The 24546-nt window shown below is 68.2% G+C and carries 24 protein-coding genes; 9 read left to right on the plus strand and 15 right to left on the minus strand.

Going from position 1 to position 24546, the window contains the following annotated elements:
- Positions 1–2 precede the first annotated feature (2 nt).
- A complete protein-coding gene (locus U742_RS0104040; protein ID WP_248310251.1) occupies positions 3–1511 on the plus strand; it encodes a tripartite tricarboxylate transporter permease in 1509 nt (502 codons plus the stop codon).
- 28 nt (positions 1512–1539) lie between these two features.
- Here the strand turns inward: U742_RS0104040 and U742_RS0104045 are convergent, their stop codons facing one another.
- Positions 1540–2367, minus strand: coding sequence for an IclR family transcriptional regulator (locus U742_RS0104045; RefSeq protein ID WP_081852809.1), 828 nt, complete (start codon positions 2365–2367; stop codon positions 1540–1542).
- Between the two features lie 145 nt (positions 2368–2512).
- Positions 2513–3427 (minus strand): dihydrodipicolinate synthase family protein, encoded by a 915-nt coding sequence (locus tag U742_RS0104050; RefSeq protein WP_029350291.1) that lies wholly within the window; start codon positions 3425–3427, stop codon positions 2513–2515.
- Between the two features lie 329 nt (positions 3428–3756).
- On the opposite strand from U742_RS0104050, the gene U742_RS0104055 reads away from it, so the two are divergent.
- The 4 genes from U742_RS0104055 (at position 3757) to U742_RS0104070 (ending at position 7324) form a co-directional block, all read left to right on the plus strand.
- Positions 3757–4635, plus strand: coding sequence for a tripartite tricarboxylate transporter substrate binding protein (locus tag U742_RS0104055; RefSeq protein WP_197028166.1), 879 nt, complete (start codon positions 3757–3759; stop codon positions 4633–4635).
- Positions 4636–4696: 61 nt separating this feature from the next.
- Positions 4697–5695, plus strand: coding sequence for a dihydroxyacetone kinase subunit DhaK (locus U742_RS0104060; protein ID WP_029350295.1), 999 nt, complete (start codon positions 4697–4699; stop codon positions 5693–5695).
- A complete protein-coding gene (locus U742_RS0104065) occupies positions 5692–6315 on the plus strand; it encodes a dihydroxyacetone kinase subunit L (protein ID WP_029350296.1) in 624 nt (207 codons plus the stop codon). Before U742_RS0104060 ends, U742_RS0104065 begins: the two co-directional genes overlap by 4 nt.
- A gap of 205 nt (positions 6316–6520) precedes the next feature.
- On the plus strand, positions 6521–7324 hold the full coding sequence (locus U742_RS0104070; RefSeq protein WP_029350298.1) for a polysaccharide pyruvyl transferase family protein: 804 nt from the start codon (positions 6521–6523) through the stop codon (positions 7322–7324).
- 44 nt (positions 7325–7368) lie between these two features.
- Here the strand turns inward: U742_RS0104070 and U742_RS23685 are convergent, their stop codons facing one another.
- The 6 genes from U742_RS23685 to U742_RS0104100 are packed head-to-tail and all read right to left on the minus strand — an operon-like array spanning position 7369 to position 13108.
- Complete coding sequence (locus U742_RS23685; RefSeq protein ID WP_282568312.1) at positions 7369–7497, minus strand: hypothetical protein; 129 nt, start codon at positions 7495–7497, stop codon at positions 7369–7371.
- Positions 7498–7538: 41 nt separating this feature from the next.
- Positions 7539–8921 (minus strand): aminotransferase, encoded by a 1383-nt coding sequence (locus U742_RS0104080; protein WP_029350299.1) that lies wholly within the window; start codon positions 8919–8921, stop codon positions 7539–7541.
- A gap of 44 nt (positions 8922–8965) precedes the next feature.
- Positions 8966–10027 (minus strand): ABC transporter ATP-binding protein, encoded by a 1062-nt coding sequence (ugpC, locus tag U742_RS0104085; RefSeq protein WP_029350301.1) that lies wholly within the window; start codon positions 10025–10027, stop codon positions 8966–8968.
- Positions 10028–10062: 35 nt separating this feature from the next.
- Positions 10063–10911 (minus strand): carbohydrate ABC transporter permease, encoded by an 849-nt coding sequence (locus U742_RS0104090; protein ID WP_029350303.1) that lies wholly within the window; start codon positions 10909–10911, stop codon positions 10063–10065.
- Positions 10908–11813: a carbohydrate ABC transporter permease gene (locus U742_RS0104095; protein WP_029350305.1), complete on the minus strand. Its 906-nt coding sequence runs from the start codon at positions 11811–11813 to the stop codon at positions 10908–10910. The genes U742_RS0104090 and U742_RS0104095 overlap by 4 nt, the downstream gene beginning before the upstream one ends.
- An 8-nt stretch (positions 11814–11821) precedes the next feature.
- Entirely contained in the window at positions 11822–13108 is a 1287-nt protein-coding gene (locus U742_RS0104100; protein WP_029350307.1) for an extracellular solute-binding protein, read from the minus strand.
- Positions 13109–13222: 114 nt separating this feature from the next.
- On the opposite strand from U742_RS0104100, the gene U742_RS0104105 reads away from it, so the two are divergent.
- Entirely contained in the window at positions 13223–14416 is a 1194-nt protein-coding gene (locus U742_RS0104105; RefSeq protein ID WP_029350309.1) for an ROK family transcriptional regulator, read from the plus strand.
- Positions 14417–14436: 20 nt separating this feature from the next.
- Here U742_RS0104105 and U742_RS0104110 read toward each other — a convergent pair whose 3' ends face one another.
- From U742_RS0104110 to U742_RS0104135, 6 genes are read right to left on the minus strand one after another with little or no spacing between them, the layout of a single operon-like run.
- Positions 14437–15396, minus strand: coding sequence for an FAD-dependent oxidoreductase (locus tag U742_RS0104110; protein ID WP_051660849.1), 960 nt, complete (start codon positions 15394–15396; stop codon positions 14437–14439).
- Complete coding sequence (locus U742_RS0104115; protein ID WP_051660850.1) at positions 15389–16813, minus strand: NAD(P)/FAD-dependent oxidoreductase; 1425 nt, start codon at positions 16811–16813, stop codon at positions 15389–15391. Before U742_RS0104115 ends, U742_RS0104110 begins: the two co-directional genes overlap by 8 nt.
- Before the next feature lie 8 nt (positions 16814–16821).
- Positions 16822–17643 (minus strand): choline/ethanolamine kinase family protein, encoded by an 822-nt coding sequence (locus U742_RS22435; protein WP_029350314.1) that lies wholly within the window; start codon positions 17641–17643, stop codon positions 16822–16824.
- Entirely contained in the window at positions 17640–18473 is an 834-nt protein-coding gene (locus U742_RS0104125) for a carbohydrate ABC transporter permease (RefSeq protein WP_029350316.1), read from the minus strand. The genes U742_RS22435 and U742_RS0104125 overlap by 4 nt, the downstream gene beginning before the upstream one ends.
- Entirely contained in the window at positions 18466–19338 is an 873-nt protein-coding gene (locus U742_RS0104130) for a carbohydrate ABC transporter permease (protein ID WP_029350318.1), read from the minus strand. The genes U742_RS0104125 and U742_RS0104130 overlap by 8 nt, the downstream gene beginning before the upstream one ends.
- Positions 19335–20129 (minus strand): DeoR/GlpR family DNA-binding transcription regulator, encoded by a 795-nt coding sequence (locus U742_RS0104135; RefSeq protein ID WP_081852812.1) that lies wholly within the window; start codon positions 20127–20129, stop codon positions 19335–19337. Before U742_RS0104135 ends, U742_RS0104130 begins: the two co-directional genes overlap by 4 nt.
- A gap of 131 nt (positions 20130–20260) precedes the next feature.
- Between U742_RS0104135 and U742_RS0104140 the strand changes: the two genes are divergently transcribed.
- Both U742_RS0104140 and U742_RS0104145 read left to right on the plus strand, forming a co-directional pair.
- The gene (locus tag U742_RS0104140) at positions 20261–21580 is read left to right on the plus strand and encodes an ABC transporter substrate-binding protein (protein ID WP_029350322.1); all 1320 of its coding nucleotides are present in this window, start codon (positions 20261–20263) and stop codon (positions 21578–21580) included.
- Between the two features lie 68 nt (positions 21581–21648).
- Positions 21649–22743 carry an ABC transporter ATP-binding protein gene (locus U742_RS0104145; protein ID WP_029350324.1) on the plus strand — a complete coding sequence of 365 codons (1095 nt, stop codon included), beginning with the start codon at positions 21649–21651 and terminating at the stop codon, positions 22741–22743.
- Positions 22744–22761: 18 nt separating this feature from the next.
- Here the strand turns inward: U742_RS0104145 and U742_RS0104150 are convergent, their stop codons facing one another.
- A complete protein-coding gene (locus U742_RS0104150) occupies positions 22762–23481 on the minus strand; it encodes an SDR family oxidoreductase (RefSeq protein WP_029350331.1) in 720 nt (239 codons plus the stop codon).
- A 94-nt stretch (positions 23482–23575) separates the two neighbouring features.
- On the opposite strand from U742_RS0104150, the gene U742_RS0104155 reads away from it, so the two are divergent.
- Positions 23576–24493 carry a LysR family transcriptional regulator gene (locus U742_RS0104155; protein WP_029350333.1) on the plus strand — a complete coding sequence of 306 codons (918 nt, stop codon included), beginning with the start codon at positions 23576–23578 and terminating at the stop codon, positions 24491–24493.
- The last annotated feature ends 53 nt before the right edge of the window (positions 24494–24546 follow it).

A 24546-nucleotide genomic window follows, 5' to 3' on the forward strand; every position in this document is an offset into this window, starting at 1 on the left:
CCATGTCCAGCGTTTTTTCCCTGCTCGCCGATGGCCAGCTCTGGCTGGTGCTGCTGGCCTCCGCCGTGTTCGGGCTGTTCATGGGAGCCATCCCGGGGCTGACCGCGCTGATGGCGACGGCGCTGATGGTGCCGATCGTGATGTTCATGGAGCCGGTGCCGGCGATCGGCGCGATCATCACGGCGTCCGCCATGGCGATCTTCGCCGGCGATATTCCGGGTGCGCTCATGCGCATGCCCGGCACGCCCGCCTCGGCCGCCTATACCGACGACGCCTATTCGCTGACCATGGCCGGCAAGGCGGGCCTGTCGCTCGGCGCCGGCCTGTTCTCCTCGGTCATCGGCGGACTGCTCAGCGCCGTGGTGCTGACATTCGCTGCCCCCTCGCTCGCCGAGATCGCGCTGCACTTCTCCAGCGTCGAATATTTCTGGCTGGGCGTGCTCGGCATTTCCTGCGCCATCGTGATCGGCGGCTCGTCCATCCTGAAGGGCCTCGCCTCGCTGCTCTTCGGGCTCGCCCTCGCCATGATCGGCATGGACCCGATCGGCGGCACGCCGCGCTTCACCTTCGGCCTGCCCGACCTGCTCGGCGGGCTCGGCCTCATCCCGATGCTGATCGGCCTGTTCGCCATTTCCGAACTGCTGCGCGGCGCCTTCTTCCCCATCTCGACATCGGCGAAGCGGCCGGCGCTGGGGCAGATCTTCACCGGCATGGGCACGACGCTCTGGAACCACCGTTGGGGCCTCCTGCGCGGCAGCGGCATCGGCACGCTGATCGGCGCGCTGCCCGGCGCCGGCGCCGACGTGGCGGCCTGGGTCTCCTATGCCGCCGAGCGTCGCGTGCAGATGCGCCGGTCGCAGCACGACAAGGAGTTCGAGAAGGTCGAGCGCATCATGTCGTCCGGCGCGGCGAACAACGCGGCGCTCGGCGGCGCCTATATCCCGGCGACGGTGTTCGGCATTCCGGGCGATGCCATCACCGCCATCGTGATCAGCGTGATGTTCCTGAAAGGGGTCAATCCCGGCCCGACCATCTTCATCAACAATCCGGGCGTGATCTACGCGATCTTCAGCATGTTCTTCATCGCCAACCTGCTGATGATCCCGCTCGGCGTGCTCTGCATCCGCGCCTATGGGGCGATCCTGCGCGTGCCGGCCGTCTATATCTCGCCGGTGATCCTGCTGTTCTGCATCGTCGGCGCCTTCTCGGCCGACAACGTCATGTTCGGCGTCGTCATCATGCTGGTCTTCGGCCTGATCGGCTACCTGATGGAATCCAACGAGATTCCGCTGGCGCCGGCGATCCTCGGGCTGATCCTCGGTCCGATGCTGGAGCAGAACTTCATGACGACCATGATGAAGGGCAATGGCAGCGTCATCGCCTTCTTCGACCGCCCCATCGGCGGAACGCTCGGCGTGATCACCATCGGCGCCTGGGTGCTGGTCGCGGTGCTGCGGCTGGTGCGCGGCGGCCGGCGCGACGACGAAGCGCTGTCCGCGCCGCATGCCTGATCCGACGGCGTTGCCGGAAGCTTGAGCGTCAGATGGCCGGTGCCGGCGTGCGTGTGGACCGCGCCCGGCGCCGGGGCTTCTCCTCCGCGTCGTCCCGCCGCCAGCCGAGCCGCCAGGAGATGGAATCGGCATGGTTGACGACGATCGGTGCGAGCTCCTCCAGCCGTTCGGGCGGCATCCGGCCGGCCGGACCGGTGCAGCTCATGGCGGCGAAGACCTTGCCGCTGCTGTCGCGGATGGGGGCGGCGACGCAGTTGCGGTCGATCTCGATCTCGCCGCGGTCGAAGGCATAGCCCCGTTCGCGGATCGTCGCGAGTTCGGCCCGCAGGCGGTCCGGATCGGTGATGGTGTTGCGCGTATAGGCGCTCAGCCCTAGGGCGATCACCCGCTCGATCACGATAGGCGGCTGGAACGCCAGCGCCGCCTTGCCGACGCCGGTGCAGTGGCAGGGCGAGGCTTCCATGGTGATGGTCGCGTTGTTCTCGCCGCTGCGCCCGCCGGTCGAGCGCTCGACGAACACCATGCGCAGCCCGTCGAACACGCACAGATGCACGGATTCGCGCGTCGCCGCCGTCAGCGCGTCGATGAAGGGCGGCGCCTCGCGGTGCAGGTCCATGTTGTTGAGGACGATGGAGCCGAGCTCGAACAGCTTGATGCCGAGCCGGTATTCGTCGCGCGAGCGGTCCTGCTCGAGGAAGCCGATCTCCTTGAGCGCCATGATGAGGCGGTGCGCGGTGCTGCGCGGCAGGTCGGTGCGGCGTGCGATCTCTCCGACCGAGAGCCGCTTGTCGACGCTGGAAAAGCATTCCAGCACGGCGAGCAGCTTGCCGGCGGATTTGACGTTCTTGGTTTCCAAGACAGTGTCCGTCTTTGCGCGCATCCCGTCCGCGCGACATGCGCCGACTATAGGAAGTCGCCCCGCCCCGCGTAAACCCTTGCCGCCCATGACGCAAAAAGGCGGCTCGCGCATGGCGGCCGCCTTTCTGCGGGGGGCGTGGCGCCTACTCGGCTGCGGTGCGCAGGCCTTCGGTGTCGAACTTCAGGACGCCCGGCAGGGCTGCCTCGATCCGCGCCTTCTGCTCAGCCGAGGGGGCGGGCATCGGCATGCGCGGCAGGCCGCCGTCGCAGCCCTGCAGCGTCAGCGCATATTTCACGCAGGCCGGCAGGTTGTCGTTGTTGATCGTGTTCCAGAAGGTCAGCAGGGCGCGGTGGATCTCCAGCCCGCGGGCATGGTCGCCGGCCTGGACCGCGTTCCACAGATTGACGGTCACGCCGGGCACGGCCGCCGGGTTGGCGGCGATGGTGCCGTGCGCGCCGAGCGCGAAGGAGGGGTAGAGCAGGGCGTCGACCGCGGTCAGCACGATCTTGCCGGGGAGCTTGGCGTTGAGCAGGTCCGCCATGAGCTTGAGATCGCCCGCGCTCTGCTTGACGCCGACGACCCCGTCGATCCCCTTCATGATGCGCACCAGCAGCGCCGGGGAGAGATAGTTCCAGGGCACGACGTTGTAGATGATGATCGGCACGTCGGTCGCCGCCGCCAGCGCCTCGAAATGCGCGTAGGTCGCATCCTCAGTCGGTTTGAAGACGTAGTGCACCGGCGTGATCTGCAGGCCGGCCAGCGGCAGGTGGGCGAGCGCGCGCACCTTGGCGATGGCTTCGCGGGTGGAATTGACGATGACGCCGGCGACGACCGGCACCTTGCCCGCGGCTTCCTCGCAGCCGATCTCGTTCAGCCGGACCAGTTCCTCGGTCGTGTAGGTGTGACCCTCGCCGGTGCTGCCGCCGATGCACAGGCCGTGCACGCCCTTCGACAGCATGAACCGTACCACGCCGCGGAAGGCCGCCTCGTCGATCTCCCCGTCGGCGCGGAACGGTGTCGGAATGGGCGGGATGATACCTGTCAATTGCGTGCCCATGCGGATGTCCTCCCTTATGCATGAATCCCGTATTACGGGAATGTAAGCGGGATCGGAAAATCTTTGTCAAGAATGGATGCAATTCATTTTTACCGGATCTCGCCTCACGTCCTGATTGACATAAATCCCACAATACGGAATTTGTTGATCCCAAGCGTCGATGCAGGCGCACATTGGGAGGTCTGGCGATGGATACCAGCAGGTGGTCGGGTCGACGTGATGTGAATGCGAGAGCCTGCCGGCTCCGCAACGCCGCCCTTGCGGCGGTGATGCTTGCCATCGGTGCATTCGCGCCGGCCGGCGCCCGGGCGGAGTGGCCTGAGCGGCCGGTGACGCTGATCGTCATCGCGGGAGCGGGCGGAGGCAGCGATTTCACCATGCGCCTGCTCGCGCGCGAGCTCGAATCCGGGCTGAAGCAGCCCTTCACCGTGGTGAACCAGCCGCAGGCGTCGGGCGTGGTCGGCATGACCAATTACACGCGTGCCGCACCGGACGGCTACACGCTCGGCCAGATCGCCCCCTTCGCGCAGTACCGGCTCTCCGGGCAGGCGAATTTCGCCCCGGCGAGCTTCACGCCCATCGCCCAGTTCAACGCCGATCCGGCGGCGATCCATGTGGGCCGGGATTCGCCGCTGAAGTCGGTCGGCGACGTGATCGCGAAGCTGAAGCAGGATCCGGCCAGCCTGAAGATCTCCTGCGGCGGCACCTGCAACGCGAGCTGGGACATTCCCTTTCTCTCGCTGCTGATCGACCAGGGCGTCGACGTGGCCAAGGTCAATCTCATTCCCGCCCAGGGTTCCGCCGCCGGCCTGCAGGAACTCGCCTCCGGCGGCGTCGACATCGTGCTGTGCTCGCTGCCGGAGACCGACGCGCTCGCCTCCGCCGGCAAGGTGCGCTCGATCGGCGTGATGAGCGAGAAGCGTCTCGATCGCTATCCGGGTGTCGCGACCATCGGCGAGCAGATCGGCAAGGCCTATGTCGGCGGCACATGGCGCGGCATCGCCGGGCCGCCGGGCATCGATCCGCAGGTCGCCGCCCGGATAGAGGCGGCGGTGAAGCGGGCCTTCGACAGCGAGGCCTTCCAGAAGGGCATGAAGGAGCGCGGCTTCGGCGCCGTGTGGCGCGGCCGGGAGGAACTGGCGGCCTTCATGGTCGAGCACGACGCGATGACCACGCGGGTCATGCAGGCGGTCGCGCCCAAGAACTGATCCCAGACATCAATCGCCGCGCGAGGGCGCACGCCCTTCCGACCATCGCACAGGAATGCCCATGAAGAAGTTCATGAACCGGCCGGCGGACTATGTCGACGAGATGCTCGACGGTCTGGTGGCGGCCCATCCGTCGCTGGAGCGCTGCGGCGCCTCGCGGCGCGTCATCCGCCGGGCCGGCGGCGCGCGGCCGGGCAAGGTCGGCATCGCGTCGGGCGGCGGCTCGGGGCACCTGCCGCTGTTCACCGGCTATGTCGGGCACGGCCTGCTGGACAGTTGCTCCATCGGCAACGTCTTCGAGGGGCCGAATCTCGAAAGCTGCATGGAGGCGATCCAGTTCGCCGACGGCGGCCGCGGCGTCCTCTGCCTCTATGGCAATTACGGCGGCGACCGTATGAATTTCGACATGGCCGGCGAGATGCTGGAGGCCGAGGGCATCGTCACCCGTACCGTGCTGGGCACGGACGACATCGCAAGTGCGGGCCCCGACGAGGCGGCCAAGCGGCGCGGCGTCGCGGGGCTGATCCTCGCCTACAAGACCGCCGGCGCCGCCGCCGAGGCGGGTGCCGACCTCGACGACGTCACCCGCATCGCCGCGAAGACGGTCGCGGCGACGCGCACCATCGGCGTCGCACTCGCCCCCTGCCAGGTGCCGACGGCCTCCGCGCCGACCTTCTCGCTCGGTCCCGACGAGATCGAGATGGGCATGGGCATCCATGGCGAGCCGGGCATCTGGCGGGATCGGCTCAAGCCGGCCGACGCGCTCGTCGACGAGATGCTGGAGCGCCTGATCGCGGATGCGCCGGCCGGGGCATCGGACCGCGTCGTGGTGCTGGTCAACGGCCTCGGCGCCACACCGCTCGAGGAGCTCTTCATCCTCTATCGCCGGGTGGCGAGCGGGCTCGGCGAGCGCGGAATCTCGGTCGCCCGGCCGCTCGTCGGCGCCTTCGTCACATCGATGGAGATGGCTGGCGCGTCGATCAGCCTGTGCTTCGTTGATGACGAGCTCGAACGGCTGATCGGCGCCCCGGCGAGCTGCCCGTTCTGGATCGTCCCATGAGCACCACGACCACCAATGCGGCGATCACCGTCGAGCTCCTGCGCAATGCGGCGTGCCGTGCCCACGACGCGATGCGCCGCAACGAGCAGCGTCTCAACGAGGCCGACGGAAAGCTGGGGGACGGCGATACCGGCAGCATGCTGGCGCGCCTGACCGAGGCGCTGTCGCGTGCCGACATAGCGCAGGCGGAGGATCTCGGCGCGGCTTTCGCGCTCTATGCGCGCGCCGGCAGCGCCGCCACGGGCTCGAGCCTTGGAACGCTGCTGGTGACCGCCCTGCTGGCGGCGTCGAAGGCGACCAAAGGGAAGACCGCGATCGGCTGGAACGAGCTGTCGCCGCTGGTCGGGGCCGCCCTGGAGGCGATGATACGTCGTGGCGGCGCCTCGCTCGGCGACAAGACGATCCTCGACGCGGTTCACGCCGTGGCGGAAGCGCTGCGCGAGGTGTCGGACCAGGCCACGGCCCGGCGCCTCGCCGCAGAGGCGGCGCGCCGCACCCTGGACGACTTCAGGGACAAGCCCAACCGCATCGGCCGCGCGCGCATGTTCGCGGAGCGCAGCATCGGCCAGGATGATCCCGGCATGCTGGCGCTGTGCATCCTCCTCTCCGACGGTCCGTAGGAGATCGGGGCAGACAACCCGTCTGCCGCGCTCGAAGGTGCGAAGAGCCCATGATGCGCGGCGTGCCGGCAGGGGTGCACGGGCGATGTCTCGAGCCCGGCATTGGAGCCCGCCGTCACTTTGACATTGATCATTGGCCGCTCGCTGGGCAGGCTTCCCGCCATCGAAGACACCCGTCCGGGAACGGACACGGTTGGGAGATGGCATGGGACTCGACAATCTGCGCCGTGAGCCGCCTTTCGCCGAGCTGTGCGAGACGCTGAAACGCATCTGCGCCGGAAAGCGCGTGATCTATGCGCCCAATGTCGGAAACTGGGGCGACGGCCTGATCCATACGGGAACGTTGCAGTTTCTCGAGAGCATGGGGATCGATGCCGAGCTGCGCACGCAGGCGACGCTGCTCAAGATCGCCGAAGGCCTGCGGGCGATCGAATATCGGATGCCCGACGTCGTCGTCCTGGCCGGCGGTGGCGGTGCCTGGTGCAAGAACTGGTCGGGCTCGCGCAATTTCGTCGCGAAGATGCGGCTGATGGTCGATCATGTCGTCGTTTTGCCGACGACCTATGAACTCGATCCGCTCGACGATGCCGATGGGCGCGTGACCTATTTTGCGCGCGACGCGCACGAAAGCCTGAAGGTCTGCCCTGAGGCGACGTTCTGCCACGACATGGCTTTCTTCCTCGACTTCGATATCGCGCCGCCGCCAGCGAGAGGTGAGACCGGATATTTCTTCCGCCAGGACAAGGAGCGCCACCCCAGCCAGAAGATCGTCGGTGACGGCTATGACCTGAGCGGGCTCGGGGGCGAGATGAAGACCGTCGTCCCGCTGTTCAAGATTCTGCGCGGCTACGGCAAGATCGTCACCGACCGCCTGCATGTCGGGATCGCGGCCTCGTTGCTGGGCATCGAGACCGAGCTCTATCCCGGCAACTATGCCAAGATCGAGGGCGTGCACCAGAGTTCAATTGCCGGCTATTATTCGAAGACTCGGCTCATGCCCTGGCAGTGACGAGCCCTTGCCGGAAGGCTGCACCCACGATGAGCTCGCCGGTCTTACGGAAGCTCATGGCAGGTAAAGGTGTCGCCGGCGCCGACGGTGTCTGCCGCCCGCGCCGGCATATGCTTATCCTCGGGCGCATCGACGAAGAAGTCGATCAGCGCCTCGCCGCAGGCGAGGATCATCGCGTGGCTCCTCCCCGCGGGCGCGCGTCGCCGGACCGGATTCAGACGACGCCGAGGCGGCGCTCGAGCTGCTTCAGGCTCGTCTCGCAGCGTTCGGCGATCTCGTCCACCTCCGCCTCGTTGACAATGAGCGGCGGCGAGAAGCCGAGCACGTCGCCCATGCAGCGGGCGATCAGGCCGTTCTCATAGGCGATCAGGTCGAAGGTCGGGCCGGCCTGCAGATGCGGATCCAGCGGCGTGCGCTTCTCCTTGTCGGCGACCAGCTCGATGCCCAGCATCAGCCCCGCGCCGCGCACCTGCCCGACGATGGGCGAGGCCGCGCCGATGCGCTCGAAATGGCCGCGCAGGCGCGCGCCCATTTTGCGCACATGCTCGACGAGGCCCATCTCCTCGTAGATCTGGATCGCCTCCAGCGCGACCGCGACGCCGACCGGGTGCCCCGAATTGGTGAAGCCGTGGCCGAAATTGCCGCCGGCCTTGTTGAACTCCTTCACCGCCTCATAGACCGCCGGGGCTACCACCACGGCGGAGATCGGGAAATAGGAGGAGGACAGTCCCTTGGCGAGCGCCATCATGTCGGGGCTGGCGTCGACCGTCTCCTTGCCGAACCAGTTGCCGGTGCGCCCGAAGCCGCAGACGATCTCGTCGTCGAGGAACAGGATGTCGTACTTCTTCAGCACCTCCTGGATGCGCGCGAAATAGCCCTTCGGCGGCAGGATGATGCCGCCGCCGGCGTTGATCGGCTCGGCGATGAAGGCGGCGATGGTGTCGGGACCCTCGCGCAGGATGAGCTTCTCCAGCTCGGAGGCGAGGCGCTCGACGAAGGCCGCCTCGTCCTCGCCCTCCAGCATGCCGCGATAGGGATCGGGGCACAGCGTGTGCAGGAAGCCCGGCAGCGGCAGGCCGAACTCGCGATGCATGAAGGTGAGCCCGCACATCGAGGCGGCGGCGATGGTGGAGCCATGGAACGCCCGTTCGCGGGCGATCACCTTGCGCTTGGTCGGCTTGCCACGCACCGTGTGATAGACCCAGGCGAGCTTGACCATGGTCTCGTTCGCCTCCGAGCCGGAGGTGGCGAAATAGGCCTTGCCACCCTCCATGCCGGTCAGGTCGACCAGCTTCTCGGCGAGCCGCGCCACCCCTTCCATCGTCCGCTGGAAGAAGGTGTGGTAGAAGCCGAGCTGCGCATATTGCCGGCCCGCCGCCGCGGCGAGGCGTTCGTTCGAGAAGCCGAGCGACGCGCACCAAAGCCCGGCCATGGCGTCGATATAGGGCTTGCCGGCCTCGTCGTAGATCCGCACCCCTTCGCCGCGCGCGACCACGAGAGGACCCCGTTCCTCGATCAGTTGCGGGTTGGTCTGCGAGTGCAGATGGAAAGCGATATCCCGCGCCTCCACGGAGTTCGGCAGAACGGGCTTGTTCATGGGATCACCTATTCGGGTTGGCACAGCGAAAGCGACCGCTGCGGCTAGAGCCGCAGGCCGGTCTCCTGGTCGAAGACGAGCACGTCACGAGGGTCGATCCCGGCGGTGACGGTCTCGCCGGGCCGAAGCCGGCTGAAGCCGGGCAGGGTGGTGGTCAGCGAGCCACCGTCCCAATCGAGGACGACATGGGTCGCCGGCCCGACCGGCTGCACCAGCCGGACGGTGGCGGAAAGGCTTTCGCCGCCGAGCCGCACATGCTCGGGGCGCACGCCGACCTCGACCCTCTGCCCCGGCCGCACGCCGGCCTCCTCGGGGAGGGTGAGGCGCGCCGAGCCGAGCGGCACGGTGGGGCGGCCGTCCCGGACCTCCACCACGCCGGACATCAGCTCGATCTGCGGGCTGCCGATGAAGGAGGCGACGTAGCGCGTCGCCGGCCGGGCATAGATCTCCTCGGGCGTTCCGAACTGCTCGACACGGCCGCGATTCATCACCGCGATCCGATCGGAGATCGACATCGCCTCCTCCTGATCGTGAGTGACGAACAGCGAGGTGACGCCGAGCCGCTGGTGGAGCTGCTTCACCTCCGCCCGCATCTTCACGCGCAGCGCCGCGTCGAGGTTGGAGAAGGGCTCGTCGAACAGGAAGATGCGCGGCTCGCGCACCAGCGCGCGGCCGATGGCGACGCGCTGCTGCTGGCCGCCGGAAAGCTGCGCCGGCAGCCGGCCGAGCACATGGGATAGCTCCAGCGAGGCGGCGATCGCCGCGACGCGGGCCTCGATCTCTGCGCGGGGCACCCGGCGCATGCGCAGCGTGAAGCCGATGTTCTCGGCCACCGTCATGTGCGGGTAGAGCGCATAGTTCTGGAACACCATGGCGACGTCGCGCTCGACCGGCGAGAGCTCGTTGACCCGGCGCCCCGCCAGCAGGATGTCGCCGTCGGTGCAGTCCTCGAGGCCGGCGACCATGTTGAGCGTCGTCGTCTTGCCGCAGCCGGAGGGGCCGAGCAGAGTGACGAACTCGCCCTGCCGGATCGCCAGATCGACGTCCCGGCAGACCTGCACGGTGCCGAAGCTCTTGGCGACGCGGCGCAGCTCGATGGCAGGCACGGATCGGTTCGGCTCGGCTCGGTGCGGCACGGAGGTCATCCTTTCATCATCCCGTCGGCGAAGCCGCGCACGATCCAGTCGCGGAACACGATCGCCAGCACGATCACCGGCACCACGCTGATGAGCGCGGCGGCCATCATCTGGCCGAACACGGTCTGGTACTGGCCGGCGAAGGCGGCGATCACCAGCGGCACGGTCTGCGCCGACTGGCGCGTGAGGATCAGTGCGAAGAAGAATTCGTTCCAGGCCTCGACGAAGGCGAACACGGCGGCGGCGCCGAGCGGCGGGATCGAGATCGGCAGCACGATGTGCCAGAAGGTGCGCAGCACGCCGGCCCCGTCGATCGCCGCGGCCTTTTCGAGGCCGGCCGGGATGCCGAGGAAGAAACCGCGCAGGATCCAGATCACGATCGGCAGGTTGAAGGACAGGTAGACGACGCCGAGCGTGAGCACGTTGTCGATCAGCCCGAGCCGGCTGATGACGAGGAACAGCGGGATGGCGATGGCGATGCTCGGCAGCATCTGGGTCGCCAGCACCAGGAAGGCGATGGCGTCGGCGCGCGGCACCGAGAGCCGCGCCAGCGCATAGGCGGCCGGCGCGCCGAGCGCGAGCGCCACCGCGGTCGAGAACAGCGCCACCACCAGCGAGTTCAGGATGCCGCGCCCGAGCGCCGCCGCCGATCCCACCACGATGATGAAGTTGTCGAGCGTCAGGTTCTGTGGCGAGAGATCGGGCGGGCGGGCGATCAGCGCCTTCTGCTGGAGCAGGCTCGACAGCACGAGCCACACGACGGGCGCTGCCGACCAGACGACGAACAGCGCGAGCCCGGCATAGGTCGCCAGCCGCAGGCCCGGTCCGCCATGGCGATAGAGGGCATAGCTCATCGCGCGGCCCCTTCCGCCGGCCGGACCAGCCGGATGTAGAGGATCGCCAGCAGCAGGGTCAGGATGAAGATGACATTGGCGATCGCCGCGCCATAGCCGATGTCGAGGAAGTTGAAGGTCACGCGGTAGGCGAGGAAGTTCATCAGCACGGTGGCGTCCGCCGGCCCGCCCCGCGTCAGCACGAAGACGAGGTCGAACACCCTGAGCGACCAGATTGTCTGCAGCACGACCGCGATGGCGATGGCGCCGCGCATCGAGGGCAGGGTGACATGCCGGAACGCCTGGAAGCGGCTGGCGCCGTCCATATAGGCCGCGCGGTAGAGGATCGAGGGCACGCGCTGCAGCCCGGCAAGCAGCAGCAGGGCGACGAAGGGAACGGACTTCCAGACGTCGACCAGCAGCAGGAAGTTCAGCGCCGAGGCCGGGGTGCCGAGCCACACCTGGTAAGTGTCGATCACGCCGAGCGCCTGCAGAAGCCCGTTCAGCACGCCGTAATTGGCGTTCAGGATCCACTTCCACAGCACCGCATTGGCTACCGGGGCGATCGCCCACGGCACCACCAGCAGGATGCGGAACAGCCCCGGGCGCCCGAGCGGATGGTTGAGCAGGAGCGCGATGGCGAAGCTCAGCACCACCACCAGCACCACCTCGGCCACCGAGAAATAGAGCGTGTTCAGCGCCGCCCGGCGGAACGTTTCGTCCGCCAGCAGCCGTTCGAAATTGCCGAGCCCGATGAAGCTGCGCTGGATGGCGCCGGCGCTGAGCTGCACCTTGTGCAGCGCCAGCATCAGCGATTCCACGATCGGGTAGCCGAGGATCGCCACCAGCACGAGGATGGCCGGCGCGACGAGGAACAGGCCGGCATAGCGCCGGCGCTGTTCGAAGGTGGCCGTGGACGCCATCGGACGGATCAGCCGCGGCGCTTCACGATCGCGGTGACGAGATCGGAGGCGTCGGCGATCGCCTGCGCCGCCGTCTTCTGGCCCTGCAGCGCCTTCTGCACCTCCGTGCCGACCGCCTGCGTCACTTGGTTGAAATCGGGCGTGACGAAGCTGTTATAGGGGTGCTTGGCCTGCTCCAGCACCACCGCGGCGTTGGGCAGCTTCTGCTGGACTTCGGGATCGGCCAGCACCGAGAGGCGGATCGGCAGCCAGCCGGTGTCGAGCGCCTGGCGCTTCTGGATCTCGGCGTCGAGATAGAACTCGACGAGCTGGCGGGCGAGCGCCGGGTTCTTGCTGGACTTGCTGACCGTCCACGCATCGGTGCCGTCGATCGAGGCGCTGCCGGCCGGCCCGGCGGGAAGGATGGCGCTGCCGAGCTTGCCGACGATCTGCGACTGGGCCGGGTCCTGCGCCGCGTTCCACATGAAGGGCCAGTTCATCATCATCGAGGCGCGGCCGGACATCAGCACATTGGTCGCGTCGTTGATGCCGGCATAGGAGATGGAACCGGGGTCGGTACCGGCCGCCATCAGGTCCATCATCATCTGCAGCGCCGCGACGCCGGCCTCGCTCTTGAAGGCGGGCAGGCCGTCCTCGCCATACATCTTGCCGCCGGCCTGCTGCAGGAAGGCCATCCAGTAGCTCGCCGTGCCGCCGATGCCGGCCGGATCGCCATAATTGGCGACGAAGCCGTAGCGTCCGTCCCGCGTCAGCTCCTTGGTGGCGCGCTTGAACTCGTCCCAGTTCTTGGGCGCCTCGGAGAAGCCGATCGAGGCAAGATGCTCCTTGTTGAAGAACAGCGTGAGCAGCGAGAGCGTGAATATCGCGCCGTAGCGCTTGCCCTGCCACGTCACCGTCTCGAAGCTCGATGCCGGCAGGTCGTCGACCAGCGCCTTCGGCAGCTCGTCCGCGAAGGGGGTGAGGAAGGAGACGAATTCCGGCACCCAGCCGCACATATAGGTCACGTCCCACGGCGCCGAGCCGGAGGCGAAGGCGGTGGCCATGCGGTCGTGAAGCTGCGGCCACGCCAAGAGGTCGTAGCTGACCGTGGCGTTGTGGGCCTTCTGCCAGGCCTCGAAGGCGGCCTCGGCGAACTTCGCCGCGCCGGGCGGCGCGGGGTCCGGCGGCAGCGGGCCGAACACGCTGAGCGCTTCCGCGGCGGAGGCGCGGGAGGAGAAGCCGGCGGGCAGGGCGGCGAGCGCGCCGGCGGAGGCGGCCGCACGCAGGACGCCCCGGCGGGACAGTTCGATGGACATGGATGGACCCCTTCTGGCTTTTGAATTACGCCTTGCCGCGCAGAGTGCGGGGTGCCTCGGACTGTGTCAATAATTAATCCGTCAACTTGACTTATTAACTCCGAGAGTGCCGGCATGCTGCGCGCGACGAATGCGGTCAAGTCCAAGCTCGTCAATCTGTGGGTGGTGTTCGAGGCGGTCCGCATCCATGGGCCGCTGCCGCGCGTCGTCATCGCCGACATCACCGGCCTGTCCAAGCAGGCGACGTCGGACCTCGTCGACGAACTGCTCGCGCTCGGCTTCGTACGCGAGGAGAAGCTGGAGGAGCGGCGCGTGGGCAAGCCGCCCAAGCCGGTCGCCATCCATCCGGACGGCGCCTTCACCATCGGCTTCCACGTCGATTTCGGGCGGGCCTCCGCCGTCGTCATGAATCTCGGCGGCGAGGTGCTCCACCGCGAGACGCACCCGCTCAGCAGCGTGGACGCCACCAAGGTCGCGCAGGATCTGGCGGCGAGCGTCGACGGCCTGCTGGCCCGCGCGCGCGGCGACGCCGGCCGCTTCCTCGGTATCGGGCTCGCCACGCCCGGCCCCTTCGGCGTGCCGCATATGAGCCCGCCGCGCCTGCCCGGCTGGGACGGGCTGATCCTGCGCCAGGCGCTGCAGAAGGCGACGGGGCTGCCGGTCGCGCTCGCCAATGACGGGCAATGCGCGGTGACGGCGGAATGGCGCTTCGGCGCCGCCGCCCGCACGCTGCGCCATTTCGTCTATCTCTATCTCGGCAACGGCCTCGGCACCGGCATCATGACCGACGGCTCCGCCTTTGGTGGCGCGCACGGCAATGCCGGCGAGCTCGGGCACACCATCGCGGTGCCGGGCGGGCACGGCTGCATCTGCGGCAAGCGCGGATGCCTGGAGACCTATGTCTCGGTCGATTCGCTGGTCCGCTATCTCGCCGCGCGGGGGTTGGAGGTGCAGGACGCCCACCAGCTCGAGAACGAGCTCGCGGCCGACCATCCGCTCGTCGCGGGCTGGATCGCCGAGGCGATCGATCCGCTGCGCAGCGGCATCAACACCCTCGAGAACCTGTTCGATCCGCAGACGATCATGTTCGGCGGCGATGCACCGGCATGGCTGATCGAGGCGCTGATCGAGCGGGTGGAACCGCTGCACGTCTCCATCTCCCTCACCGAGCGCACGCTGCCGCGGCTGATGAAGGCCGATCTCGGCGCCGACGCGGTGGCGCGCGGAGCGGCGACGCTGCCGGTGCTCGCCATGCTCAACCCGCACTACCGGCATCTGAGCGGGTTCGACGTCGAGACGGAAGCGTAACCGCGCCGTCCATTCGCCGGCTATCGAGAGGAGAGGGCGGAGGCCACCGTCGCCGCGACGCTGCGGCCCTGCCGCGCGCAGGAGCCGCTCGCCTTCAGCGGATGCCGCATGTTTCCGGCGGCGAACACGCCGGCCAGATCGGTACGTCCGTTCTCGTCCGTGGCGACACCGCCCGTCGTCCGGTCGATGCCGATCGGCCCGGTGGCGATGGCGGCGACCTCGGGAATCCAGCCGGCGGTGAACACGACGCCGTCGCAGGCGAGCGTCTCGCGCCGCCCTCCCGTCTCGATCTCGACCGCCGCCACCCGGTTGTCGCGCGCGCGGATCGCCGCGACCCGGCTGCTCAGCCGGATGTCGATGCCGAATGCCCGCGCCATCCATCCGGCCGGCGCGAAGGAGGCGACGGCGGCGCGCTCGTCGACCATCGCCCGCACCCTCAGTCCGGCGTGCCGCGCCGTCCAGATGGCTGAGAAGGAAACGTGCTCGGTGCCGACCACCACCAGCTCCTTCATGCCGGCCGGGAAGGGAACCTTGCGCGCCACCGTCTGCTGGAGCAGCCCGGTGGTCAGCACGCCGACGGCGGGCCGCTCGCCGGGCACCAGCCGGTTGCCGCGATTGGCCTCACGGATGCCGGTGGCGAGGATCACCGCCTTGGGCCGCAGCACGCGATGGCCGAGCTCCGGCCCGGTGACGGTGACGGTGGGGCCCGCGTCGAGCGAGACCATGGTGGTGCCGCACAATAGGCGCACGCCCGATCCCTCCAGCGCGTGCAGCAGGCTGGCGGCGAAGCCCGGTCCCGAGCGCGGCACCGCGAGATAGCCGATGCCGAAGCCGGGATGGGCGCAGAAGCGCGGCAGGCCGCCGGCGGCATCGTCGCGGTCGATGACGAGGATGTCGCCGACGCCGCGGCGCGTGAGCTCGGCGGCGGCGGCGAGGCCGGCCGGGCCGGCGCCGACGATCAGGACGTCCGGATCACGCATCGCGCCTGTCTCCGCACGCGGCGGCTTCGCAGCCGGAGCGCTCCGCCTGCGCCGCGTCGAACATCGCCTGCACCCGCGCCCCGCAATAGAAGCCCTGGCAGCGCCCGAACATGGCACGCGTGCGCCGCTTCAGCGCCTTGATGCTGGCCGGCGGCACGGGCGAGGCGAGTGCGTCGCGCACCTCGCCGACGCTGATGCGCTCGCAATGGCAGATCATCTCGGCATAGGCCGGGTCGGCGGCGATACGATCCGCATCGGCCCAGGGACGCAGGCTGGTCTCCGCGAGGTCCGGCACGGTGACGCCGCGCAGCGGCTTGGTCGGCTTCAGGTCGAACACGACCGGGAAGACCAGCGACATGACGTATTCGGCGATGCCGAGCGCCCCGGAGAAGCCGGTCGAGCGGATGCCGGCGACGGTGAGCCAGTTCTCCGCGAAGCGCGGAATGATCTGGTATTCGCTGTGGTCGGTCGCCGGGCGCATGCCGGCATAGATCGTGTTCACCGGCATGTCCCGCAGCACCGGCACCATCTCGTCGATGGCGCGCTTCAGCGCGGCGAGCCCGTCCTCGGTGACCGAGCGGTCGTCGCGGTCCTCCACCTCCTCCGCGGTCGGGCCGACCAGCACATTGCCGAAGATGGTCGGGGCGATGAGGATGCCCCGCGTCGTCGGGGTCGGGGTGGGATAGGCGATGATGTCGTGGATCGCGCGCGCCGGCTTGTCGAGCAGGATGTACTGCCCGCGCCGCGGCTTCATGCGGAAGTCGGCATAGCCGGCAAGCCCCTCGACGATGTCCGCCCGCAGCCCGCCGGCATTGATGACGAGGCGGGCCTCGATCGTCTCGCCCTGCGGGTTGGCCAGCCGCCAGCCATCGGCGAGGCGTTCCGCCCGGCTCACCCGCCAGGGCCGCAGGAAAATGACGCCGTTGGTCACCGCGTCGAGCACATAGGCATAGGGCGTGGAGAAGGGATCGGCGATCACCTCGTCCGGCATATAGGCGGCGGCGAGCACGCCGGGACGGAACTGCGGCCAGCGGCGCAGCACCTCTTCCCCCTCCATGAGGGAGAGACGGGGGAAGCCGTCGGCATGCGCCTCCTCGACGACGTGCTCGACGGTCGCGCGCTGCTCGTCCGTCCACGCCAGCATCAGAGCGCCGGTCCTGCGCATCGGCAGTCCGAGCGTCGGCGCCTCCGCCATGTAGCGCTGATAGCCGCGTACCACGAGGTCGCGCTCCAGCGTGCCGGCCGGGGTATCATGGCCCTCGGTCATCAGCGCCGAATTGCCCTTGCTCGACTCGTCGCCGAAGTCCGGATTGGCCTCGATGAGCGCGACCCTGAGCTCGTAGCGCGACAGGTCGCGGGCGATGGCGGCGCCGACGACGCCGGCGCCCACCACCGCGATATCGAAACGGACACTCATGGATGCGCTCATGGAAACTCTTGCGACATCCGCGCGATGCAGAGCTGCGTATAGGCGACGAGGTCGCCCTCCGGCGGGCCGCTGAACCGCGTCTGGGTGAGGCACCACAGCGCCTCGCGGATCACCAGCGCCACGCGCTGGCGCTCCACCAGCGCGGCGTCGTGGGGACCGTAGGCGGCGCACAGCAGCGCCGCCTCTGCGGGCGTCAGGTCGGCATTGGCGATGACCGAGGCGAGATCGACCTCGGGCACGCCGACGCCGGCATATTCCCAGTCGATGAGCTGCAGCCCGTCGGCGGTGCGGATCAGGTTCTCGGGGATGATGTCGCTGTGGACGAGGTGGTCGCCCGCCGGGGCCGGCTCGCCGAGCCGCTCCAGCATCAAATCGCGGGCGATCGGCAGGTCGCTATCCGGCAGGTGCTTCAGATAGGCGTGCGAGGCGCGGACGCCGCAGCGCTGTTCGAGCGCGGGTTCGGCGACCGGTTCCGCGTGCAGCCGCCGCAGCACCTCGGCGGTCTGGCGCAGCGTCGCCGCGTCGTGCATCCCGGCGGGCTTCAGCGTCTCGCCCTCGATGAACACGGTGACGAGCGCGCCTTCCCCCGCATAGTGCACGCGCGGCGAGACGCCCCGCGCGGCGGCAAGCTCGGCGCAGAGCCGTTCCTGAAGGCGTGAGATGCCGTGATGCGGCAGGTCGACGCCAACCCGGCCGAAATAGGTGCCCGAGGCGTCACGGATGATGAAGTTGCGGTTGGTCCGCCCTTCCTCGAGCCGCGTCAGCTCGGGTGTACCCTGCCACACCGGCAGGCCCGCCAGCACCGCCTCGGGGCTCATCCCTTCACCGCTCCGAAGGTGAGGCCGCGCGCCATGTAGCGCGACAGCGCAAAGGTGAGCGCCAGCACCGGCAGCAGCACCACGACGCCGAGCGCCAGCGCCGGCCCCCACAATATGCCGCGATGGGTGAGCGCCAGCCCGACGATCGGCGGCAGCGGGCGCAGGTCGCCGCCCACCAGCGTGTTGGCGATCATGAATTCGTTCCAACTGAAGATGAACACGAATACCGCGCAGCAGATCAGCCCCGGCACCGAGAGCGGCAGGATGGCCCGCCACAGCACGCCGAACGAGCCGCAGCCGTCGACGCGCGCCGCCTCGTCGATCTCGCTCGGAATCTCCTCGACGAAGGACTTCAGCACCAGGATCGCGAAGGGAAGCTGGAAAGCGGTGTTGAGCAGGACGAGCACGGTGAGGGTGTTGTAGAGCCCGACCTGCCGGGTGAGCACGAAGAGCGGCACCACCGCGGCGATCGGCGGGATCATCTTCAGGCTCAGGATCTCGAAGGTGATCGCATCCTTGCCGGCGATCGGGAAGCGGGCGAGGCCATAGGCGGCCGGCAGGCCGAGCGCCAGAGTCAGCAGCGTCGTCAGCACGCTGACGATCACGCTGTTCACCATGTGCCGCTCGACGTTCCAGTTCTCGAAGATGAACTGCCAGTGCTCCAGCGTCGGGGTGAAGAACCACACCGGCGTCGGCGACAGGAGGTCGCCCTGCGCCTTGAACGCGCCGAGGAACATCCAGGCCAGCGGGAACAGGAACAGCGCCACGATCATCATGTTGGCGACGACGTGCGCACCTTCGCGCCAGCCCTTGCGGCGCCGCTCAGCCATTGGCGAGGACCTTCTTGAAGGTGAACGCGCTGAACACGGTGACCATCAGCAGCACCAGGAACGACATGGCGGAAGCAAGCGCGACATTGAGGTTCACCAGCCCCTCGCGCTGGATCAGCAGGGTGATCAGGTCGGTGGCGCGCGCCGGACCGCCCTTGGTCAGCACGAACACCGTGTCGAAGGTCGCGATGGCGAACATCACGCGGAAGGCGAGCGCGATGACGATGATGCGCGACATCAGCGGCAGGGTGACATGCAGGAGTTGGTCCAACGCCCCCGAGCCGTCCACCTCCGCCGCCTCGAACACGTCCTCCGGCAATCCCTCGAGCCCGGCGAGCAGGATGAGGAACATGAAGGGCGTCCACTGCCACACATCCATGGCGATGACCGACACCATCGAGAAGAACGGATCGGCGAGCCAGAGGATGTTGCCGAAGCCGAGCTGCTGGCCGGCATAGGCGACGATGCCGAAATCCGAGTTCAGCATCAGCTTCCAGACGAGGCCGACGCTCACCGGCGTCGCCATCAGCGGCAGCATCAGAAGTGCGCGCATCACCGGATGCGTGTGGCGCATCGCCCGGAACGACAAGGCGAGGCCGAAGCCGATCAGGAATTCGAGGGTGATGGCGCAGCTCAGGAAGACGACGGTGATCCACACCGAGGAACGGAACAGCTCGCTCGACAGCACCAGCGCATAGGTGTCGAGCCCGACGAAACGGGTGATCGGGCTGGTCAGCCGCATATTGGTGAAGCTGGCATAGAGCGAATAGACGAGCGGATAGATCAGCACCACCGTGAGGAAGACGGCGGCCGGCAGGAAGAACCAGAGGCCCTGCCGCCCGGTGCGTGCCTTGGGGCCGATCATGCGCGCGCACCCTCGACGGCCGAGACGATGTCGATGCCGGCCTCGCGCATGCCCTGCGGCACCTCGCCGAGCGGGCATCCCACCATGAGCTGATGCGCCCGGCCGAGCGGCAGGCCGCTGACCCGCGCCACCGACATCAGCTTGGGGCGGGTCGCCACCACCAGCACGCGCCGCGACTGCTCCGCCATGCGGCGCGCCAGCGCGGCGTCCTGCGCGTTCATGAAGGTCAGGCCCTGCTCGGGATGCACGCCGTCCGGCGAGATGATCGCGAGGTCGGCGTTGATCTGCGCCGCCATCGCCTCGGCGAAGGGGCCGCTGGTGGCGAGCGAGGTCTGCCGCACGAAGCCGCCGAGCAGGCAGGCGGTGACCTCCGGGCTTTCCGACAGCGTCGCGGCGACGTTCACGGCCGGGGTCGCGACGAACAGCTCGATGCCGCTCTCGACGATCACCTTGGCGATCGCCATCACCGTAGAGCCGTCATTGAGGAACAGCGTCGAGCCCGGAACCAGCAGCGGCACCGCCGCCTCGGCGATGGCCTGCTTCTCCGCCGCGTCGCGCGCCTCGCGCTGGGCGAAGTTCTGCTCGGCCTCGCGCAGCAGCGGCACCACGGCGCCGCCGCGGCTGCGCTCCAGCTCCTCGTTCTGCTCCAGCGCCGCGAGGTCGCGCCGGATCGTCGCCGGCGAGGCGTTCAGCAGGGCACAGAGCTCCTCGACGGTGGCCGCCTGCTGGGTGCGCAGGATGCGGCGGATCTCGGCGCGGCGCACACCGGGGGCGCGTTTGGACTTTTCCATATCACTCACTATAGAGCACCGATTTCGCCAGTATCAATCACTATCGATCATTCTATTTGCCATTCATGATCATTTTCCCCTAGTCTGGTGGCATAGACGCGATCCTGGAAAACCGGACAGAGGGAAAAACCATGAAGATCAAGGGATTGACGCGCCGCGCCGCGGCCGCGCTGCTCGGCGGCGCTTTTCTCATGGGAGCGACGGCCGGCTTCTCGCCCGCCCGCAGCGCCGAGGAGCTGAGGATCATCGCCACCGGCGAGCCCTACGGCCTCGGCCTCAAGGCGCTGGCCAAGGCGTTCGAGGCCAAGACCGGCGTGAAGGTCACCGTCGACCAGTTCCCCTATTCCGACGCCTACAACAAGGAAGTCCTGCTCGGCACCGCCAATTCGGACGAGTACGACATGATGGTGCTGGACTGCATCTGGCTGCCCATCTTCGTGAAGAACAAATGGGTGCAGCCGCTCGAGCCGCTGGAGGCGAAGGCCAAGCAGAAGATCGAGTGGAACGCCTTTCTGCCGGGCATCGTCGACGCCTATGACGTGATCGACGGCCAGCACTGGGCGGCGCCGATCGACTTCTTCATCGAGGTGCTGGCCTATCGCACCGACCTGTTCGAGAAGGCCGGCCTCAAGGAGCCGCCCAAGACCTGGGACGAGTTCAAGGCCTATGCCGCGAAGCTGAACGACCCGGCCACTAATGTTTACGGCGTCGTCTCCATGCCCGGCGAGCAGGATGGCGGCTATTCCGAATGGACGGTGCGCCTCGCCAGCCTGCCGATGCCGCCGAACTCCACCCAGTTCGTCTGGGACCGCGATTTCAAGCCGATGCTGCTGAATGACGGCAACGGCGCCAAGGCGCTCGCCCGCTGGCTGGAGATCAAGCCCTTCACCGCGCCGGGTGCCAACGAGATGGGCTATGCGGAAGCCACCAACGCCTTCATGCAGGGCAATGGCGCCATGTATGTGAACTGGTTCGGCTTCTTCCCGGACATCGAGAATCCGGATTCCAGCAAGGTGATCGGCAAGGTCGCCTACGCCCTGCCGCCGGTTGAATCGCTCTCGGCCAAGCGCCACGACTATCTCGGCGGCTACCAGATCTCGGTGGCGGCGAATGCGCCGAAGCCGCAGCTCTCCTACGACTTCATCGCCTTTGCGACGAGCCATGAGGGCCAGGAGATCATGCTGGAGGCGGGCGCTTCCGGCGCCTACCGGACGGACGTCTATTCGAACCAGAAATGGCTCGACAAATTCCCCTTCCTGAAGCCGGTGAAGGATGCCCAGACCCTGGTCCCGCTGACCTCGGGCCTGGCCGAATATGTCGAGATGCAGCGCATCGTCTACGACCAGCTTTTCGCCGCCTGGGTCGGCAAGATCGACCCCGCCACGGCGATGACGCAGGCCAATAAGGGCCTCGACGATCTGATGAAGTCGCTCGGCTACCAGAAGAAGTGACGCGAGGGGCCGGCTTTCGGGCCGGCCCATCCCTTCAAAGCGATACGATACGGTAAGCGACAAGACACATGGCCGACGTCAACTTTCGCCGCGTCTCGAAGAGCTTCGGCGCCACGCAGGTGATTCCCGAGCTGGACCTGACCATCCGCAGCGGCGAGTTCACCGTCCTGCTCGGTCCCTCCGGCTGCGGCAAGACCACGCTCTTGCGCATGATCGCCGGGCTTGAGGACCCGACGACGGGCACGATCTCGATCGGGCCGCGCGAGGTGACGCATCTGCGCCCGAGCGAGCGCGACATCGCCATGGTGTTCCAGAGCTACGCGCTCTATCCGCATTTGTCGGTCGCCGACAATCTCGGCTTTCCGCTGCGCGTGAAGGGCGTCGCCAAGGCCGAGCGCGCGCGGCAGGTGGAGAAGGTCGCCCGGACCCTCGGCCTCGACGCGCTGCTCGACCGCAAGCCCCGCCAGCTTTCCGGCGGCCAGCGCCAGCGCGTCGCGCTCGGCCGCGCCATGGTGCGCGAGCCGGACGTCTTCCTGTTCGACGAGCCGCTCTCGAACCTCGATGCCAGCATGCGCGAGGAGATGCGCTCCGAGCTCATCCGCTTCCACGGGCAGCAGAAGAAGACCGTCGTCTATGTGACGCACGACCAGGTCGAGGCGATGACCATGGCCCAGCGCATCGTCATCATGCGCGGCGGCGTCATCCAGCAGATCGGTTCGGCCCGCGACGTCTATAAGCATCCCGCCAACACCTTCGTGGCGCGCTTCATCGGCAGCCCGGGCATGAACCTGCTCGACCTCGATCGCGCGGGACCGGCCATCGCCATCGGCGGCGCGCCGGCCGAACCCACGGGCGGCTATGCGCCGCCGGCGGGTGAGCGGCTCATCCTTGGCTGCCGGCCGGAGGACATCCGCATCGAACCCTCGGACGAACCCGGCATCCGCTTTCCGGCCACCGTTTTGGCGCTGCAGCCGCTCGGCGCCTCGCTGCTCGTCGATCTCGAGACGGCCGGCGGCGCCGAGCGGCTCGTCGTGCTCACCGCCTGGCGCGAGCCGATGCCCGAACCCGGCCGGTCGGTCACCCTCTTCGCTCCCGCCGACCGGCTCCGCTATTTCGACGCGCAGACGCATGTGCGGGTCGAGGAGGACGGAGCGAAGAGCTGACGCGATCCTTGCAGTGTGTCAGACCAGCAGGCCGCCGCCCTCGACCACCAGCGTCTGGCCGGTCGCATAGGTCTGGTTCATCAGATAGACATAGGCGCTCGCAATGTCCTGCGGCTCCGCCACATGGCCGACCGGCAGGCGCCTGGCTTCCGCTTCATAGAGCGCGTCGCGCGCCTCGGTCGTCATGTCGCGCCAGAGCGGCGACTTCACCACGCCCGGCGAGACGATATTGACGCGGAGCGGCGCCAGCTCGAGCGCGAGCGCGCGGGTCATCGCCTCCATCGCCGAGCAGATGCTCGCCGCCACCGACCAGCCGGGGCCGGGACGCATGCCGGCGACGCCCGAGGTGAAGACGATCGAGCCGCCGGGGCGGATCAGCCGGTGCGCGTGCTTGGCGGCCGAGAACGCCCCCCAATAGCGCAGCTCGAAGAAGCGGCGGGCGGTTGCGAGGTCGGTACCGTCCAGCGGCGCGAGCTGAAGCGCCTCGCCGGCCGTGTAGACGAGATGGTCGAACGCGCCGGTCTCCTCGAAGAACGCCTTCATCGCCTCCTCGTCGGTCAGGTCCAGCGATTGGCCGCTGGCGCTGCCGCCAAGCGTGGCGAGCGCGTCGGCGACGCGGGCCGGATTGCTGGACGCGACCACGATGCGCGCGCCTTCCGCCGCCGCGGCCTTCGCGACGGCGAGGCCGATGCCGGACGTGCCGCCGAGGATAATAATCTTCCTGTTCTGCAAGGTCATGAGAGCCTCCTGTGTTGGATGCTCAGATCAATGCCTTGGCAAGGAGCGTGCTTCCAGCGCATCATTGTCCAGTCTGTATTGACTGGAAATCATCATGGGTTTCGATGCGCGGCTGCTTTCGGGAATCGGCGTGATGATGGCCGTGGTCGAGGGCGGCAGCTTCGTCCGCGCCGCCGACATTGTCGGGCTCACGCCGTCCGGCATCAGCCGCGCGATCGCCCGGCTGGAGGCCAGGATCGGCGCCAAGCTGTTCCACCGTACCCCGCGCTCGGTCGCGCTGACCGAGGAGGGGCGCCGCTTCTTCGATCAGGTCGCGCCGCTGCTGGCGGGCATCGAGGAGGCGGCGGAGGACGCCGCCGGCGCCGGCTCGGCCGTGCGGGGACGCCTGAAGCTGAGCGCCGATCCGTGGTTCGCCCGCGTCGTGCTGGCGCCGCGGCTGCCCGAGCTCACCGCGCGCCACCCCCTGCTCCTCACCGAGATGCTGACCACCAATCACCGCGAGGAGATGATGGCGGGCGGCGTCGACCTCGCGGTCCGTTTCGGAGCGCCGGACGCCTCCAGCCTGATCGCGCGCAAGCTGCTCGACACCCGGATCGTGACCTGTGCTTCGCCCGATTATCTGGCGCGCCGCGGCGTCCCCGCGACGCCGGCCGACATCGCCGATCATGAATGCGTGCTGTTCCGCGATCCGCAGTCCGGCCGGCCCTTCACCTGGGAGTTCCATCGCGCCGGCGACGTGGTCGAGGTCGATGTCGCCGGCCGCTTCGTCACCGACGACCCCTCCACCGCACTGGCGGCCTGCGAGGCGGGGCAGGGGTTGTTCCAGAGTCTCGAGCTCGGCCTTCGCCCATGGCTCGAAAGCGGCCGGCTGGTGCAAGTCCTTCCCGACTGGTCGGACGAGCGTTTCCCGCTCTACAGCTATTATCCCTCGCGCCGGCTCGTGCCGTTGAAGGTGCGGGCCTTCCTCGAATTCCTCGACACCATCTGCAGGGCGGAAGCCGGCGGCGCGTGAGCCAATGACGAACGAACGGGACGCCCCCGAAGCTCACGGACCGTCCTGCTGTT

This window comes from Allobosea sp. 117 (assembly GCF_000702305.1).
GTDB lineage: Bacteria > Pseudomonadota > Alphaproteobacteria > Rhizobiales > Xanthobacteraceae > Ancylobacter.

Coding starts and splice junctions, on each gene's coding strand:
- U742_RS0104050 (WP_029350291.1), bottom strand. CDS start 3,427: ATGGGCACGCAATTGACAGGTATCATCCCGCCCATTCCGACACCGTTC.
- U742_RS0104125 (WP_029350316.1), bottom strand. CDS start 18,473: ATGGCTGAGCGGCGCCGCAAGGGCTGGCGCGAAGGTGCGCACGTCGTC.
- U742_RS0104110 (WP_051660849.1), bottom strand. CDS start 15,396: ATGCGTGATCCGGACGTCCTGATCGTCGGCGCCGGCCCGGCCGGCCTC.
- U742_RS0104060 (WP_029350295.1), top strand. CDS start 4,697: ATGAAGAAGTTCATGAACCGGCCGGCGGACTATGTCGACGAGATGCTC.
- U742_RS0104105 (WP_029350309.1), top strand. CDS start 13,223: ATGCTGCGCGCGACGAATGCGGTCAAGTCCAAGCTCGTCAATCTGTGG.
- U742_RS0104115 (WP_051660850.1), bottom strand. CDS start 16,813: ATGAGTGTCCGTTTCGATATCGCGGTGGTGGGCGCCGGCGTCGTCGGC.
- U742_RS23685 (WP_282568312.1), bottom strand. CDS start 7,497: ATGATCCTCGCCTGCGGCGAGGCGCTGATCGACTTCTTCGTCGATGCG.
- U742_RS0104135 (WP_081852812.1), bottom strand. CDS start 20,129: ATGGAAAAGTCCAAACGCGCCCCCGGTGTGCGCCGCGCCGAGATCCGC.
- U742_RS0104090 (WP_029350303.1), bottom strand. CDS start 10,911: ATGAGCTATGCCCTCTATCGCCATGGCGGACCGGGCCTGCGGCTGGCG.
- U742_RS22435 (WP_029350314.1), bottom strand. CDS start 17,643: ATGAGCCCCGAGGCGGTGCTGGCGGGCCTGCCGGTGTGGCAGGGTACA.
- U742_RS0104070 (WP_029350298.1), top strand. CDS start 6,521: ATGGGACTCGACAATCTGCGCCGTGAGCCGCCTTTCGCCGAGCTGTGC.
- U742_RS0104130 (WP_029350318.1), bottom strand. CDS start 19,338: ATGATCGGCCCCAAGGCACGCACCGGGCGGCAGGGCCTCTGGTTCTTC.
- U742_RS0104155 (WP_029350333.1), top strand. CDS start 23,576: ATGGGTTTCGATGCGCGGCTGCTTTCGGGAATCGGCGTGATGATGGCC.
- U742_RS0104140 (WP_029350322.1), top strand. CDS start 20,261: ATGAAGATCAAGGGATTGACGCGCCGCGCCGCGGCCGCGCTGCTCGGC.
- U742_RS0104080 (WP_029350299.1), bottom strand. CDS start 8,921: ATGAACAAGCCCGTTCTGCCGAACTCCGTGGAGGCGCGGGATATCGCT.
- U742_RS0104150 (WP_029350331.1), bottom strand. CDS start 23,481: ATGACCTTGCAGAACAGGAAGATTATTATCCTCGGCGGCACGTCCGGC.
- U742_RS0104145 (WP_029350324.1), top strand. CDS start 21,649: ATGGCCGACGTCAACTTTCGCCGCGTCTCGAAGAGCTTCGGCGCCACG.
- U742_RS0104040 (WP_248310251.1), top strand. CDS start 3: ATGTCCAGCGTTTTTTCCCTGCTCGCCGATGGCCAGCTCTGGCTGGTG.
- U742_RS0104100 (WP_029350307.1), bottom strand. CDS start 13,108: ATGTCCATCGAACTGTCCCGCCGGGGCGTCCTGCGTGCGGCCGCCTCC.
- U742_RS0104065 (WP_029350296.1), top strand. CDS start 5,692: ATGAGCACCACGACCACCAATGCGGCGATCACCGTCGAGCTCCTGCGC.
- U742_RS0104095 (WP_029350305.1), bottom strand. CDS start 11,813: ATGGCGTCCACGGCCACCTTCGAACAGCGCCGGCGCTATGCCGGCCTG.